This window comes from Bacteroidota bacterium, from assembly GCA_016195025.1.
Classification (GTDB): domain Bacteria; phylum Bacteroidota; class Bacteroidia; order Palsa-948; family Palsa-948; genus Palsa-948.
In genome coordinates this window covers 21,618-37,346 of record JACQAL010000021.1, presented here as the reverse complement: position 1 = coordinate 37,346, position 15,729 = coordinate 21,618, and the positions used below count along the sequence as shown (strand labels likewise).

At 39.1% G+C, this 15,729-nt stretch carries 16 protein-coding genes; 9 read left to right on the top strand and 7 right to left on the bottom strand.

From position 1 onward, the window contains the following. Window positions 1–155: 155 nt before the first annotated feature. The gene (gene mnmG / locus HY063_04740) at window positions 156–2,081 is read right to left on the bottom strand and encodes a tRNA uridine-5-carboxymethylaminomethyl(34) synthesis enzyme MnmG (protein ID MBI3501081.1); all 1,926 of its coding nucleotides are present in this window, start codon (window positions 2,079–2,081) and stop codon (window positions 156–158) included. Window positions 2,082–2,147: 66 nt separating this feature from the next. On the opposite strand from mnmG, the gene HY063_04735 reads away from it, so the two are divergent. Genes HY063_04735 through HY063_04725 form a run of 3 tightly spaced genes read left to right on the top strand, consistent with a single transcriptional unit; the run spans window position 2,148 to window position 6,472 of the window. Further along, window positions 2,148–3,854, top strand: a complete 1,707-nt coding sequence (locus tag HY063_04735) for a site-specific DNA-methyltransferase (protein MBI3501080.1) — start codon at window positions 2,148–2,150, stop codon at window positions 3,852–3,854. Continuing rightward, window positions 3,841–5,730: an AIPR family protein gene (locus tag HY063_04730; protein MBI3501079.1), complete on the top strand. Its 1,890-nt coding sequence runs from the start codon at window positions 3,841–3,843 to the stop codon at window positions 5,728–5,730. Before HY063_04735 ends, HY063_04730 begins: the two co-directional genes overlap by 14 nt. Then, on the top strand, window positions 5,717–6,472 hold the full coding sequence (locus HY063_04725; protein MBI3501078.1) for a TdeIII family type II restriction endonuclease: 756 nt from the start codon (window positions 5,717–5,719) through the stop codon (window positions 6,470–6,472). Before HY063_04730 ends, HY063_04725 begins: the two co-directional genes overlap by 14 nt. Window positions 6,473–6,871: 399 nt before the next feature. Here the strand turns inward: HY063_04725 and HY063_04720 are convergent, their stop codons facing one another. Then, complete coding sequence (locus HY063_04720) at window positions 6,872–7,498, bottom strand: hypothetical protein (protein ID MBI3501077.1); 627 nt, start codon at window positions 7,496–7,498, stop codon at window positions 6,872–6,874. Between HY063_04720 and HY063_04715 the strand changes: the two genes are divergently transcribed. Then, window positions 7,497–7,730: a hypothetical protein gene (locus HY063_04715; protein MBI3501076.1), complete on the top strand. Its 234-nt coding sequence runs from the start codon at window positions 7,497–7,499 to the stop codon at window positions 7,728–7,730. The genes HY063_04720 and HY063_04715 overlap by 2 nt on opposite strands. A gap of 65 nt (window positions 7,731–7,795) precedes the next feature. Here the strand turns inward: HY063_04715 and HY063_04710 are convergent, their stop codons facing one another. Both HY063_04710 and HY063_04705 read right to left on the bottom strand, forming a co-directional pair. Beyond that, on the bottom strand, window positions 7,796–8,200 hold the full coding sequence (locus HY063_04710; GenBank protein MBI3501075.1) for a DUF1801 domain-containing protein: 405 nt from the start codon (window positions 8,198–8,200) through the stop codon (window positions 7,796–7,798). A gap of 1 nt (window position 8,201) precedes the next feature. Then, window positions 8,202–9,593 carry a T9SS type A sorting domain-containing protein gene (locus tag HY063_04705; GenBank protein MBI3501074.1) on the bottom strand — a complete coding sequence of 464 codons (1,392 nt, stop codon included), beginning with the start codon at window positions 9,591–9,593 and terminating at the stop codon, window positions 8,202–8,204. Window positions 9,594–9,765: 172 nt separating this feature from the next. Here HY063_04705 and HY063_04700 point away from each other — a divergent pair, with 172 nt between their 5' ends. The 3 genes from HY063_04700 (at window position 9,766) to HY063_04690 (ending at window position 11,503) form a co-directional block, all read left to right on the top strand. Further along, window positions 9,766–10,428 (top strand): DUF2461 domain-containing protein, encoded by a 663-nt coding sequence (locus tag HY063_04700; GenBank protein MBI3501073.1) that lies wholly within the window; start codon window positions 9,766–9,768, stop codon window positions 10,426–10,428. Then, window positions 10,429–10,881: a response regulator transcription factor gene (locus HY063_04695; GenBank protein MBI3501072.1), complete on the top strand. Its 453-nt coding sequence runs from the start codon at window positions 10,429–10,431 to the stop codon at window positions 10,879–10,881. 106 nt (window positions 10,882–10,987) lie between these two features. Beyond that, a complete protein-coding gene (locus HY063_04690; GenBank protein ID MBI3501071.1) occupies window positions 10,988–11,503 on the top strand; it encodes a DUF4199 domain-containing protein in 516 nt (171 codons plus the stop codon). 29 nt (window positions 11,504–11,532) lie between these two features. Here the strand turns inward: HY063_04690 and HY063_04685 are convergent, their stop codons facing one another. After that, window positions 11,533–12,306, bottom strand: coding sequence for an outer membrane beta-barrel protein (locus HY063_04685; GenBank protein MBI3501070.1), 774 nt, complete (start codon window positions 12,304–12,306; stop codon window positions 11,533–11,535). A 12-nt stretch (window positions 12,307–12,318) separates the two neighbouring features. Continuing rightward, window positions 12,319–12,921, bottom strand: a complete 603-nt coding sequence (locus HY063_04680; GenBank protein MBI3501069.1) for a hypothetical protein — start codon at window positions 12,919–12,921, stop codon at window positions 12,319–12,321. 92 nt (window positions 12,922–13,013) lie between these two features. Between HY063_04680 and HY063_04675 the strand changes: the two genes are divergently transcribed. Then, a complete protein-coding gene (locus tag HY063_04675) occupies window positions 13,014–13,289 on the top strand; it encodes a hypothetical protein (GenBank protein MBI3501068.1) in 276 nt (91 codons plus the stop codon). A gap of 34 nt (window positions 13,290–13,323) precedes the next feature. Beyond that, window positions 13,324–15,252, top strand: coding sequence for a sulfatase-like hydrolase/transferase (locus tag HY063_04670; protein MBI3501067.1), 1,929 nt, complete (start codon window positions 13,324–13,326; stop codon window positions 15,250–15,252). A gap of 83 nt (window positions 15,253–15,335) precedes the next feature. Here the strand turns inward: HY063_04670 and HY063_04665 are convergent, their stop codons facing one another. After that, a complete protein-coding gene (locus HY063_04665; GenBank protein ID MBI3501066.1) occupies window positions 15,336–15,665 on the bottom strand; it encodes an RNA-binding protein in 330 nt (109 codons plus the stop codon). Between the last annotated feature and the right edge of the window lie 64 nt (window positions 15,666–15,729).

Genomic DNA, 15,729 nt, shown 5'->3' with positions numbered 1-15,729 from the left:
TTATAATATACTGTAGTATTTTATTTTCTGAATAATTTTAAAGGCAAACATTGATTTCAGAAAGCAGAAAACATACCCCAACCAAACTCAAACTTTTTTACATAAAAAGTCCGCTTAGGGATTTTTGGAAATGAGTAGGGGAGAAGGAATATGTATTACCTCCCCAAATAAACCAGCAGAATAGAAACATCCGAAGGGCTAACACCCGAAATGCGTGACGCCTGCCCGATGGTGTTGGGGCGCACACGCGAAAGTTTTTCCCGTGCTTCGGTGGAAAGGGAAGTGAGGCGGTGGTAATCAAAATCATCGTGGAGTTTTATTTCTTCGAGGCGCTGAAGTTTTTCCGCCATTTCGTATTCTTTGGAAATATATCCTTCGTACTTCATTAATATTTCCGCCTGCTCCAAACATTCCGGATAAAAATTTTCTGCAAATGTTTTTACCGCTGAACTACAGCGGATAAAATCATTCACAGAAACTCCGGGGCGCAATAGCACACCAAACATTTTTACTTTCTGCGACAGGGGAGAGGAACCGATACTTTCGAGGAAAGGATTTATTTCTTCAGGTGAAATACTTTCTTCGCGGAAGAACTTCATAATCTGTTCCGCTTGTAAGTTTTTTTCTTTCACGCGTTCGTAACGCTCTTTGCTTGCTAATCCTAACTCAAAAGATTTTGGCGTGAGGCGAACATCCGCGTTATCCTGTCTCAGCAAAACTCTGTACTCCGCGCGGGAAGTGAACATGCGGTAGGGTTCATCCGTTCCTTTCGTGACTAAATCATCTATGAGAACTCCGATGTATGCTTCGGAGCGCGTGAGAACAAACGGTTCGCGTTCTTTTATTTTCAGGTGCGCGTTTATTCCCGCCATCAATCCCTGGCAAGCGGCTTCTTCATAGCCGGTGGTTCCGTTTATCTGTCCTGCGAAATATAAATTCTGAATTTGTTTTGTCTCGAGTGTTAAATGTAATTGAGTAGGAGGGAAGTAATCGTACTCAATGGCATAGCCGGGACGGAACATTTTCACATTCTCAAAGCCCGGAATTTTTTTCAGCGCTTTCATCTGCACATCTTCGGGAAGCGAAGTGGAAAACCCGTTCACATAAATCTCCACCGTGTCCCATCCTTCGGGTTCCACAAAAATTTGATGTCGTTCTCTTTCTGCAAAGCGTGTTACTTTATCCTCAATGCTCGGGCAATAGCGCGGGCCGATTCCCTGAATCCTTCCAGAATACATAGGAGATTTGTCGAAACCCGTCTTTAATATATCATGCACTTCGGAGTTTGTGTAGGTGATGTGACAAGGCATTTGCTCTCTGCGCCCGTAAATAGTTTCTTCTCCTTCTACAGTCGGGAGGAAAGAAAATTTATTCGGATTCTCATCTCCGCTCTGCACTTCCATCTTCGAATAATCCAAACTTCTTCCATCCACGCGCGGAGGAGTTCCGGTTTTCATTCTGCCGGACTGAAAGCCGAGAGAAACCAACTGCTCGGTGATTCCGGTAGAAGATTTTTCTCCCACACGCCCGCCACCGAATTGTTTTTCTCCTATGTGAATAATGCCGTTTAGAAAAGTTCCGTTCGTAAGTATAACTGCCTTCGCAGAAATTTTCATTCCCATTCCGGTGATGACGCCCGTAACAACGCCCCCTCCCTTTGTCCCTCCCCCTTGGGGGAGGGGTTGGGGTGGGGGCGAAACAATTATTTCTTTCACCATGTCCTGCCAGAAATCCACATTGGGAGATTGCTCCAGCATTTTTCTCCACTCGGTGGTGAACAGCGCGCGGTCATTTTGCGAACGCGGGCTCCACATCGCGGGACCCTTGCTTCTGTTCAGCATGCGGAATTGTATAGCAGAGCGGTCAGAAACAATTCCTGAATAACCGCCAAGCGCATCTATCTCGCGAACGATTTGCCCTTTGGCAATTCCTCCCATAGCGGGATTGCAGCTCATCTGGGCAATTTTGGTCATGTCCATTGTGATGAGCAAAACCTTAGAGCCCATATTAGCCGCGGAAGCCGCAGCTTCACAACCTGCGTGGCCTGCACCAACAACTACTATGTCGTAGGATAAATTCATTTCTTAAAAGGGGAGCGAAGATAAATAAAAGAAGCAGAAGAAAATGAAATCTTATCTTTGCTCTTTATGTTAAAGGAAAAGAATAGAAAAAAATATTACAACAAGAGCAAGCCATCTGTTGTAAAAGAACCTGATGAAAAATATTTTTTGCACCCTCCAAAAGAATTAAGCGCAAACAGACAAGAAATTTTTCTTTCAATAAAACAAGCGAGCGAATGGGCAAGCAATTATTTGAAGAAAGAAGTTACTACTTCAAACATTTCCTACCTCATTCAATACGGTAGGGTAAAAAAAGTTGGAGACAATGGCTCTATACTCGTTGAAAAAAATGAATTACTTAAATATTATGAATCATTAAATGGAAGTAGAGAATTAAATTGGAAAGAAAAATTAGGCAATGATTTAAATTGGACACTTTCATTTGATCAATACAAAGAATCAGAAACCACCAAGCACGTTCACCGCCTTCATCCATACAAAGGAAAATTTATTCCTCAGTTGGTAGAATATTTTTTAGACAGCAAAAAGGATAAATTCAAGAAAGAAGTTTATTTCAAAGAAGAAGATATTGTTCTTGACCCTTTTTGCGGAAGCGGGACAACATTAGTTCAGGCGAGTGAATTAGGAATGCACGCCATCGGAATAGATGTTTCTGCTTTCAATGCCATGATAAGTAATGTCAAAGTAGGCAGATATGATTTTGTTCTGATTCAAAAAGAAATTGATAAGATTTCAGAAGAATTAAAAAAGTTCATAGCAAAATCAAAGATTGACGAATTTGAAAATGCCTTGTTGGAAGAATTAAATAAGTTCAACAATAAATATTTCCCTGTTCCCGAATACAAATACAACCTCCAGCGCGGTAAAATCGATGAAAACAAATACGGAACAGAAAAAGAAAAAATGTTTTTTCCGGTATTTGAAAAACTCGTTAAGAAATACAGGATTAAATTAAAGCAAAAGCAATCCAAAACATTTTTAGATAAATGGTATTTTGAAAATGTTCGGCAAGAAATTGATTTCGTTTACAAGAAGGTGCGCAAAATAAAGGATAAAGATGTCCGGAATGTAATAAGTGTTATTCTTAGCAGAACAATCCGCTCATGCAGAGCAACTACACATGCAGATTTGGCTACTTTGCTTGAGCCGGTTAACGGAACTTACTATTGTTCCAAGCACGGAAAAGTTTGCAAACCACTTTTTTCGATTTTCAAATGGTGGGATTCATACAGCAAGGATACAGTTACTCGCTTCAAAGAATATAAAGAGAAAAGAAAAAATAATTGCCAGCGATGTTTAACAGGAGATTCACGGAGCATTGACATCTTTAAAGAATTAAAAGAACAAGACCCTTATTTTTCTCGTCTTATAAAAAAGAAAAAAATAAAAGGCATCTTTTCTTCTCCGCCTTATGTTGGTGTGATTGATTACCATGAACAGCACGCTTACGCGTATGATTTATTCGGCTTTGCAAGAAAAGATAATCTTGAAATTGGTCCGCTCTCTAAAGGGCAGGGGCGCGAAGCAAAAGAATCTTACGCAAAAGGAATTGCAGAGGTATTGAATAACTGCAAAAAATATTTTGTGGAGGATTACAATGTCTTCCTTGTAGCCAATGATAAATACAATATGTATCCTGCCATTGCAGAAAATGCCGGAATGAAAATCATTAATCAATTCAAACGCCCAGTATTAAATCGCACAGAAAAAGATAAAGGGGCTTATTCAGAAATAATTTTTCATTTGAAAAAAAAGAGTTATGGCAAAAGCTAAAAAACCGATAATAGAAAAGAATTTATCAAAATTTATAAATGATAATTTTGACAAAAAGGATAGAAGAAAATCTGATTCTGTCAAATTTGAATGGTTTGTTAATTCAATGCATATATGGCAGTCCTCTAGTCAATTTTATAATTCCAACACAAAGATCGGCAAGGACATTTCACTAGGTACTTCTCAGGGAGGTGACGCATTTTATGTATCTGTAAATAATTTTGAACAAATATTTTTCCTGTATGACAATATTGAAGAAGTAATAGATTATTTAAAAAAACATGGCAAATCAATAACATTTCATTTTATACAAACTAAAAAATCTGAAAATGCAAATTGGCCAGATTTTTTGAATTTAATAGATGTTCCATTAAAAATATGGAAAGGACAAGAGTTTAGTAAAAGCCAACCCATACTAATCAATCTACAAGAGTTTATAGATAAAATTACCGATGATGACGATTCTGTACTAGGAAAGATAGAACATAAAATCGAAATATCTTTTTATACCAATAAAGACAATGATAATATTGTCAAGTTAGAAGACAATTGGAAAACAGATATTGAAAATAAAAAAAATGAGTTAGCAAATTATTTTCCTTTAAAAAATATTGAAATTCTTTTCAGAGGCTCTGGATTTCTAAATGAAATATTTGAAAAAATTAATTCTAACGATTATTCCTTATTAGTAAACAAAGAAGAGGTTATTGAAGCGGAAGAAAAAAAATATTTAATAGGATATATTACTGCAAAAGAATTATTAGATTCAATTGCACCTGTTGTAAATGGGAAAAGAACATTATATCCAGATGTTTTTAAAAATAATATTAGACTTTATTTAGGCAGAAATAAGGTTAATGAAAAAATAGAAGAAACATTAATGAAAGATTCAAAAAGGTTTCACTTTTATAACAATGGAATAACTATTACGACAAAAGAAATTAATGACAATTCAAAAAACTTTATTATTTGCCCAGTAAATATTGTCAACGGTTGCCAAACAGCAAATAGTATTTATAATGTTTCCAAATCAGAAGACTTTAATGAGAAAGATGTAAAAATTCCTGTTAAAATAATAGTAGCACAGGATAAAGAATATGAAAACATTACTATTAGAACTAATACACAAAATGGCCTTGAAACTAAAGATTTAATATCGATAACAAATACACAAATAGAATTGCAAGAAGAGTTTGAAAAAGTTAAATTCCTTGGGAAATCATTTCATTATAAAAGGCAAAAATCAGCTGATGAAAATGCCAATTTAGAAATAGATTATATTGTTCAAATTGATGACATCTTGAGAGCAACATTGTCTACTCTAATGTTAATACCTAATAAAGTATCAGGATATTTTGATCAAACAACATTAAAATATGTAGATAAAATCTTTGATGAGCGATTTGCAAAACTATATCTCATTATGACTTCATTATTAAAACTTGTAGAAGATGAGGTCGATGAAAAATATCCTGAATTTAGTCGGCTTAAATATCATTTAATATATCTTATTTATAAATTATCAAATAAAGAAATTGATATAAAGTCCTTTGAAGAATATTTTAGAGAAGGCACTGAGGACATAGAAGAAGAAGAGATTATAAAGCAAAATCAATTAATTAATAAAGTATATTCAAATATCTATTTAGTTCTGAAAAATAAAACATCTTTTGATAAAGTATTAGTTTATGTTACTACCAAAATAAAAGAAAATTATTCTGGATTATTAGATTTATCGGATAAAGAGAAAGAAAAAATACTTTACAAACCTGTAGAAAAACTTAAAAGAACACGAGCAACTCCTGTATTTGAAAATTTCTCTTCGGTTTTTACTGATGACTATAAAACAATAATTTCTGATAATGTCCCTCTCTAAACCTGAAATCCAATCCATCGAAGAAGTTCTGAAAAATTGCTTGCGCAATAAATTCAAGAACTACAATCCTGAGCCAGCCGCAATGCCTTTTCACACGCGTTTGCTTGGTACAGATAGACTGGCATTATTTTCATTTATTCATTCCCTCAATACTAATTTTGGAACAAGCGTATTTGAACCCGTTGCGGTAGAAATAGCAAAAAAGAATTTCTTGGCGGTGCAAATCCATAACAAAGTTGGAAACCAAATAAGCGAAAGCGCACATAAAGTGATTCAGGAAATAATGGATGGCTTATCTACAGCAGATGTTTCTCCGAATAAACATAAAGAGATTGAAGCCATCAGAAAGGTTTGTCAGAAAGGAAAGATGAAAAAAGTAAAACCTACTGTGGTTGATGTATGGGTAGAAAGCAAATCAAAAGAATTATTTCTTTTCGATATTAAAACTGCAAAGCCGAATGCAGGCGGCTTCAAAGAATTTAAAAGAACATTATTGGAATGGGTTGCAGTTGTGCTTGCAGAAAATCCGAAAGCAAAAATCAATACGCTCATTGCGATTCCATATAATCCGTATGAGCCAAAACCGTATTCCCGCTGGACCATGCGCGGAATGTTAGATTTAGATAATGAACTTAAAGTAGGAGATGAATTTTGGGATTTCCTCGGAGGAAAAGGCACTTACCCGGAATTGCTTGATTGCTTTGAACGCGTTGGCGTAGAACTTAGACCTTTCAAGATTTAAATAAAAAATTCCCGTTCACATTTTTCTCTCAAAACCACTGCATTTTCTTCAAATTCCTCTCGGCAAGTTCAAACTTCGGAAGAGTGGTTCCACTCTTCGGTTGTTTCTATTCACTCTGCCTTGCGTTCCAAAGAACCTGCCGCGCGGTTTATTCACTCTGCGAGTAGTTCTTTAGAATCGGTTCTTGTTTCATTCATCCGCACAGCGGAGTGATTCCACCGCGCCCATGAGTGCAACGTTCCAAAGGCGGGATGGATAGAACGCGCTGCCGAGTGGATTGAACGGACAGGCGCTTGCTTAGTGCGAATAAAAAAGAAAAAGGATTCGGGAAATTAATTTCCGGAATCCTTAATCTTCATTTTCTGCCTGACAGGCAGGCAGCTTATTCCTGAATCGGAATTATCTTACCACCACTTTAATCCACTGACTCCAGTCGCCTTCCTGTGCGTTTGTGAGAACGGGTCGGTTGCGCACATACCAAATGTCGCCAATGGTTAAATTGGGAACTATGGTTTTTGCTTTGCTGGTGGCGCGCAGGGTTATAATGTTGGTCTGGTCTTTACTCATTTGCCATTCGTGCATGCCTCCGCCTTCAGCAGTGAGAATAATAGTTCCTGATACTTTTCCGTCTTTGGCGGCATTTTTTTGTTTCTGGTGAATAGCGATTGCTTTCACGCTCATTGCTGCGCTTTTTACAATTACCTCCGCCTGCAATGTGTTGTTGTCGGCTGCAGTTTGCACATCGCTGCGAAGCGCGCGCAAATCATTTTTTACTTTTTCAATGAGCGCGTTTCTTGCAGCGGTGGTGGAAGTTGGCGGCTTGGTGTGGAGCGCAGTTTCAGAAGCATCCAGCGCGAGGATGTCCGTATTCAGCGTGGCGAGTTTCGCTGCTGAAGCCGGAAAGTTTGCATTTCCGTTCATCGCTTTGTAAATTGTTTTTGCATACTCGATGAAGTCATTGATCTTCTTCGGGAACTTGAGCACAGCGATGATGTGCCTGATGATGGTGATGATTTTGTTTGACATGTTACTCGATGCCTGCTACTTTACTCACAGGACTTTTTTGGTTTGTGTTTTATTTTTACAGCATCGAGTAGAATTTCATCATGTCATTTTTGGGTTTATAAAAAGAGTAACAGAAAACAATTTATGTGCCAAAACAGAAAAAGCAACTGCGCTTCAAAAAATTTCAGAAGAAGAAAAAAGAAAATTTACGGGGAGAGAATTTGTTTTGAGAATAAAATTGAAGCAGTGTTAAAATGTGTTAATGGTATTTTATGAGCGCGGGAAATAAAATAAAAACAGGGCAGGAGAGGAGAGGTTTTACTTTTTACACTTCTCCTCAATCACTTTCTTCAACACATCTGCATCCACATCCGAAAGTTTTTTAATGTGAAGGCAGCCACCTCCTGTTTTATGTTTGCCGAGTTTTTTCAGAAGCGCTGCCTGTTCTTTGGATGAACGCTTCACAACATACAGCGTAAGCGCCTGCGCGCGGGGAGAAAAACCGGTGGTGGGCCAGTCGAGTTCTTCACCGCTGGCATATTTTATTTTAGTAGTTCCGAAACCCACAATGCTCGTTCCCCACATGGCGCCTTTCTCTCCTGTAATCGCCTCCATCATCTTAAGCACTTCTAAACTATCCTTGCGCTTTTGTTCATCTTTCACCGTGCTGATGAAATCTTTCGGTTTTACATTTGTCTTTTTTGTTTTGGGTTCTACGGTCATTCTATTCCTTTACAAACTTTTTTATTTCAATTCCATTTTCTGTTTTTAATTTAACAACATAAATTCCCGGAGCATAGTCCGCAACATTAATTTCTGTTTGTTGCTGCTGTAAGCGTTGCTGCAAAAGCAATTGCCCTTGTACGGTGTAAATGGAAAACATTTCGCCAACATTATTATTCGGAGAAAGATTTTCAATGGTAATATTATCATTGACCGGATTCGGATAAATAATAAAATCAGTTGAGGAACTATTTTCCGCAGTGCCGGTAACGCAGCCAATAAAACTATTAAACGCTGCCATGGTGTTTCCATTATAAACATTCAAATCGCACTGGCTTCCGATTCCCGCAACGGTTCCCGTCCATGAGTATTGCTTGAAATCCCAGGTGCTCCATCCGCCAAGAGTGGCAGGAGGAGTGTTGGAATTATTGTCCGGGTCTGCCATCCAGAGAGGATATGTTTTTACGGAAGATTGAAGATAGGATGCGTTGGAGCCACCAATGTAAATTACGGGAGTGATGCCTGTTTGATTTTTCACCGCTGTGCACCAATCCGAAACCCATTGTGTTAATTGCGCGCTGGTGAAATAAGATTGCAGTGAGGGTCCGCTTGGCGGGTCTTCCACATCCAGTGAAGGAGGAAGTTCGCAGGTTTTTATATAGGAACCCGCCACATTTAAAAAATGAGTTGCTTCGGTAGCGGCAGTGTTATTTTCCGGCCGCGCAAAATGATAAGCGCCCATTGCAATTCCTGCAGCAACGCCATTCGTAATGTTGGTTGTAAAATTTCCGTCAGTATATGTTGCTCCTTCCGTTGCTTTCGCCCATGCAAATACTTTAGGCGCTGTTTTTACCTGCGACCAGGTAATGTTTCCATCGCCACTGTAAACATCCACGCCAAGTATTTGCGTGCTTGGACTTCCGTTTGCCATTCGCCATACCAGCGTATTATAAGGCGAGCCGGTGTTGTTCAGACAATTTGCCTGCGTAGTTAAAAGTTTTACTATTCCGGTAAATGTTGCAGTCCAACTTATGTAAGGCGCGTTGCCGCTGGCGCCACAACCATTATCGCTGAAGCAATAAAAATTTTGTTGTGCCGTGTCTGATAAAGTCAGCTGCGCATCCCATCCGGTAGAAACTCCGCCATACGCTTCGCAGTAAGTCCATTCATAAATATTTCCGGAAGTAACATTAAACAGCGTGTAGTTATCGCCATTCATGTATGCGCTTACCGTTGACCAGGTAGAAGAGGTGGTTGAAAAAGTTGCGCTCGGATATTTATGCTCATTCGGAACGTTGGAACAAAATCCCGAAGTAAGGCATTGCTGCGCAGTTGCATTTTTTGACGTGCCGCAAAGGATAGTTGCTAAGGAAAAGAGTAGAAATTTTTTCATCAGAATATTATTTTAAAATTAATATCACATTGAACCTTTACGAGCAAATCAAAGGTAAGGTATAATTTCTGAAAAACAATTTTTATTTCCCGTTAACTTAGATTTCTTTGGCTCTCAAAAGAACAGTTTTTTACAGAAAGGGGTATATTCGCCTTCTTAGAAATTAAATTTCATGCTCTCAAACAAAACAATGTCTTTCCTGAAAGACCTGAAGAAAAATAACAGCCGCGACTGGTTCAATAAAAACAAAGCGCGCTATGAAGAAGCAAATAACGAGTTCAAAGAATTTGTCGGTAAACTTATCCGTGAAGTAGCAAAATTCGAAAAAGGCGTTGCGAATCTCGAACCGAAGGATTGCGCGTTCCGCATTTACCGCGATGTGCGTTTCTCAAAAGATAAATCTCCCTATAAGAATCATTTTGGTGCGCACATTATTGCAGGCGGAAAGAAAATGGAAATGAATCGCGCGGGATATTACATGCACCTTTCTCCGGGGGAATGTTTTCTTGCAGGCGGTGCGCACATGCCTCCTTCTGAATGGATAAACGCCATCCGGAAAGAAATTCATTATAACGCAAAAGAACTGAAGAAAATCATCAATCATAAAGATTTCAAAAAGTATTTCGGAAAAATCACCGGAGAAAAATTATCAAGCGTTCCACGCGGATACGATAAAACGCATCCTGAAATTGAATTGCTGAAACATAAAAGTTTTCTTGCCGTTCACAACATGAAAGAATCGCAAGTCACTTCAAAAGATTTTCTTTCTCACGCTGCAAAAGTTTTCAAAGCGATGCAGCCGTTTGATAAATTTTTGAATCAGTCGATGGATTAAATGAAAAAAGAAATTCTCCTTTATGGCTTAATTGGCGGCTTGTTGATTGCCTTACTTGAGTTTTCGAAATACCGGTTTATTATTATTGAGCACCGTTGGGAAATTTACGGAGGGATTATCGCGGCCGCTTTTACCGCACTTGGAATTTATTTTGGATTAAAACTTACGAAGAAAAAAGAGGTGGTGGTTGTAAAAGAAGTGAGAATAAATTCGGGCGAACCATTTATTCTCAACAGAAAAAAGTTAGAAGACCTTGGAATAACCGAACGCGAACATGAAATCCTGGAGTTAATTGCACAAGGGTTAAGTAATAAAGAAATAGGTGAAACGCTTTTCATTGGCGAGAATACGGTGAAGACACATTCTTCCCGGTTGTTCGATAAATTAAATGCAAAGAGAAGAATGGAAGCTGTAAAAATCGGAAGAGATTTGGGATTGTTAAGTAAACTTTAGTATGATTTTGCTAAAATCACCCGAAAGTATGACGACAAGAACCTGTGCGGCAGCGTATGTTTGCACCGAATTTTTAACAACAACCTTTAACTAAAAATTATTTTACATGAGAAAAACAATTTTAAAATTCGGAGCAATCTCAGCAGGCGTTTTCGCTGTGTTTATTTCTGCCATGATTCCATTCGAAGGATGTATGGGCGGCATACAGGGAATGATTTTCGGCTACAGCACCATGCTGCTTTCCTTCCTTACCATTTATTTTGGCGTGCGCTCTTACCGGCAAAACACGGGCGAAGGATTTATTTCTTTCGGACGCGCTCTCTCCGTTGCATTATTGATTATGCTGATTGGCTGCATCGGCTATGTGGTTTCCTGGGAAGTCATCAATCATTTTTTTCTTCCCAACTTTGCCGACACCTACAGCGCAAAAATGGTTGAGCAAATGAAAGCCTCGGGCGCACCGCAAGCCAATATTGATTCGCAGATTCAAATGATGAAACTTTATAAGGAAAATATTTTTTTCAATATGGCAATGACGTTTGCCGAGCCGCTTCCGGTAGGACTTCTTGTTTCATTGCTTTCCGCAATAATCCTTCGAAAGAAAAAGGTAGCTGCCGAATAAAAAAATCCCTGAAAAAAATTCAGGGCTTTTTAATGCTCGAACATAAAGAACTTGTATTTCCTCTTGCAGGTATCGTGAAACCACCAGCCCATATCAAAATCATAGGTGAGATGAAAACCAATGGTGGCGGTGTTGGTAGGCAAATATGATTTTGGTTTCGCAGAAATTCCATCGGCAAGCGGATAATAATCTTTTCCTCTTCCTCCGGCATTGCTGGTAATATCTGAGAGTCCGTATGTCAAACGAATTCCCAAATCAAGCAAGCCACCGCCATCTCCCCAAAGCGAGCCGCCCCAGCCAAGCACGAGCGCGAAATTTGTTTTCTCAAAATTATCTCTCGAACTGCCGGAAAAATTAAATGCGTCAGACGAATAAGAACTTTTTGCGTTTGCAAGTGCAGAAATTTTTACGCCCGCTTCAATGTATTTAAAATCTTTCGGGATAAAGTGAAGCAGAACAGGAAATTCATAGTAAGCCAAATCAGTTCGGCTGTTCCATTTCACGCTGTCAATGTTGCTCGAAAGTTTTTGGCTGAGCGCAGAATAAAGCCCTTCAATATATACTGCTCCCCACTGCGAGTAATGTGCGCCCACCATAATTCCTCCCGACCATCCCCACGATGCCTGATATTTTATTCCTTTATCGTGAAGTTCGTTTTGATTCAGCAGCCAGGTGGAATTAAAACTTCCGCGCGCGCCAACCACCACCCATTGATTGATTTGGTGCGATTGGGAAAAAGCTTCTGCTGCGCTCAGCACGGCAATGGAAATAAAAATCAAACAAGAAAGAAAAAAAAATTTCATCGGGAATCAAAATTATAAAATATATTTTTTCGCTTCGTTCACAAACCCCTCTGTATCGAGCGGGGAAATTAAATGTCCGTTGCCGTTTTTCAGAAGAATGAACACGCAATCGCAGGGAAGATTTACGCCCGACATATGGTTTCTGTTTCCCGAACTCCGGAAGACAATGGGCGCGCTGAGAAATTTATAAGGTGAAAATGCTTTTGCCTGCGCGCTGAATGCTGCTCCTGTTTTTGCCAAGGGATTTTGTTCCGAATGAAAAATAGTTGCTTCTTCCTGTTCTTCGCTTCGCTTGCGCTTAAGCATTAATTCTTCCGCCTGGTTTTCTTTTAATTCATAAATCGATTCTATTTCTTTAAACGGAATCAGCAGCGTCTTTGTCCATGCGCGAAGAGTAATTCCTTCCGCTCCTATTGCATAAAAAACATTTGGGGGCGTTGTTAGAAAATATGCTACGAAAAAAAGCACGAAAGCAAAAATTGCCATATAATATCCCGCCATTTTTTGAGGAGAGCCAATGAACAATCCAAGCAAAATAAAAAATCCGCAGGCAAAATATATGATACGAATATTTTTCTTTGAGCGGTTGGGTCGAAATATTTTTTGCCCGGGCATGAAGCAAATGTCGGAAAAAACAAAAGCCCCGGATGAACTTCGGAGTTTTTTATTTTGTATACTTGTTTAACATTAATTAAAAACATTTTAAGATGAAAAATTTAGATGCGCTTTCAAAAAAAATTCTTGTGTCGGCAATTTCTCTCTCCATGATTTTGCTTTGCGCAAGTTTGTTTGTGCTTTCGCTGAATGCGATTCCGCAGGCAAAAGCAAGTGCTCCAATTGTAAAATCAGCTTCGCCCCGCCTCACCGATGTGGACATTTGGCCATTCGGAGTGGTGAACGGAAAAGCATATTGGATTGAGTACAATGCTTCCGGTTGGAAATTCAAAAATTTCTCCATTGCCGACTGGAAGGATACTGATTAATGGCTGCTTGAATTTTTGGCAGAAAAATTTTTTTATGCGCACTTTTTTATCAAGAATTCCTTCGTGGACTTTCTACCTTCTCATTGTATTTACCTTGCTGATGCTTTTGTTTTCGGGGTTTCGCAATGCGCTGCTTAAACAAAATGTTTCTTCTGAAATTTCCGAAACCTTTTACAGCGCTGCGCTTTCGCTCGGGATAAGTTATGATTTGATGGTTGCTTCTTATTTAATTGCAATCCCCGCGCTTGCCTTTTTCATAGCACTATTTTTTAATTTTAATTCTCTCTGGCTAAGAAGAGGAATTACAATTTATTTTTCGATTGTCTTCATAATCGCTTTTCTTGCCTGCTGCTCGGATATTCCCTGCTACACATTCACGGGCGCGCGACTGAATAATTCATTGCTGATGTGGACAGATACTCCGGGCACAATGCTCGGTTTTGTTTTCGGCAATTCGGTTTTTCATCCTTACATCCTGCTTTTTTTTCTGGGAATTATTTTTTCTATCTGGTTTTTAATTTTTCTTCAGAAGAAATTTTTAAAACGGTTGTTTGAAGAAAAATATTCCCCGACAAAAAAAGTTTTCTCTGCTCTTATTGTTGCTGTGCTTCTGCTCATTGGAATTCGCGGAGGGTGGCGCGTTCGCCCGATTGCCGTGCGCGATGCGTTTGTTACAAATTATCCGTTTGTAAATATGCTGCCCTTAAATCCGCTGTTTTCTTTTTTCGACAGCATGACAAAAATAAATTTGGATTATGTGGAAACTCAGGAGGCAATTAAAAATGTGCGGGGGTTTTTGAATGTGAAAGATGGTTTTGATTCTCCGATTGCCAGAAAAATTTCTTTTTCCGATTCTTCGCGTAAGCCGAACATTGTTCTTGTAATTATGGAAAGCATGAGTGTGGAAATGACCGGATTGTCCTCTGCTAAAAAATCTTTCACGCCAAATCTCGACAGCATTTCCAAAAATGGAATTTCGTTTTCAAAATTTTTTACCTGCGGAATGCATACCTGCAACGGCTTATATGGCGTGCTGCATTCCTTGCCTTCGGTTCCCGGCATGCATCCGCTTTCAAATGTTTACACTGCGAATCAGAAATTTTACGGAATGGCAACTATTTTAAAAGAGAACGGCTACTCTACAAATTTTTTCTGCACACACTTTGAAGAGTTTGACAATATGGGATTTTTCCTTCGCAATAACGGGTTTGAAAATTTTTTCAGCGCGAAAGAATATACATCCGATTTAAGCGAAGGAATGTTTGGCGTTTCGGATGAAGTCCAATATAATTTTGCGCTCGGCAAACTTAATGCGTTTTCAAAATCAGAAAAACCTTTCTTCGCGGCAATGCTCACCATCAGCACGCACGAGCCGCCAACGCTTCCGGCAAAAACTTTTTTCAAGCCGAAAAGTAAAATTCCATTCGAACAGGTGTATGAATACGCGGATTGGGCGCTGGGAAATTTTATGAAGAACTGCGCGAAAGAAAAATGGTTTGACAATACAATTTTTATTTTTGTTGCCGACCATGGCTGCGATTTGCCAAGCCCTTATGAAATTCCGCTGCCTTATCATCATTCGCCATTTATTATTTTCTCCCCCTCGCTTATAAAAGAACCAAAACAGATTGACAAGCTCGCATTACAGGAAGATGTTTTTCCAACATTGATGAATTTTTTGAAACTGAATTACATCAACAATACGCTCGGTATAAATTTATTTTCTGAGAGCCGTCCGTATGCTTTCTTCTGCAAAGATTATTTGGTGGGCTGCCTCAACGAAAAATATTTTTACATCGTCAGAAAATTCGGAGGGGAGTCGCTGCACGATTATACGAGCGGTAGCCCCGAAAATATTTTAAAGCAGCATCGCGCGCTTGCCGACAGCATGAAAGTTTATACTTACTCCATGCTCGAAACTGCGGAGTGGCTTCTCGAGAATAAAAAGTTAGGCAGGCAATAAAAAAAAATAATTACACGACCGTGTATTCATACGATCGTTAAAATCTTCCGCCTGAAAAAATAGGGGAAACTTTTTAGGGAAGGTTAGTCCCTGTTGAAATCGCGCTCTCTTCTGTTGTCGAAGCCACCGCGTCTTTTGAAGCCGCCACCGCCACCGCGGTTTTCGCCTTCTTTGCGAGGGCGCGCTTCGTTTACAACAATGGTTCTGCCGTCTACTTCCGTGCCGTTGAGTTTTTCAATGGCTGCGCGAGCATCGTCATCGCTAGGCATTTCAACAAAACCGAACCCGCGGGAACGTCCTGACTGATTGTCTCTGATAACTTTTGCCGAAGATACTTCACCATAAGGGGTGAAAACGTTCTTCAGGTCTTCGTCCTGAAGTTTGAAATTGAGATTTGAAACGTAAATGTTCATGTAACTTTGATTTTAATCCTTTCTTGTGAAAGGGATGCAAAGATAAACATATTCTCATATGCCC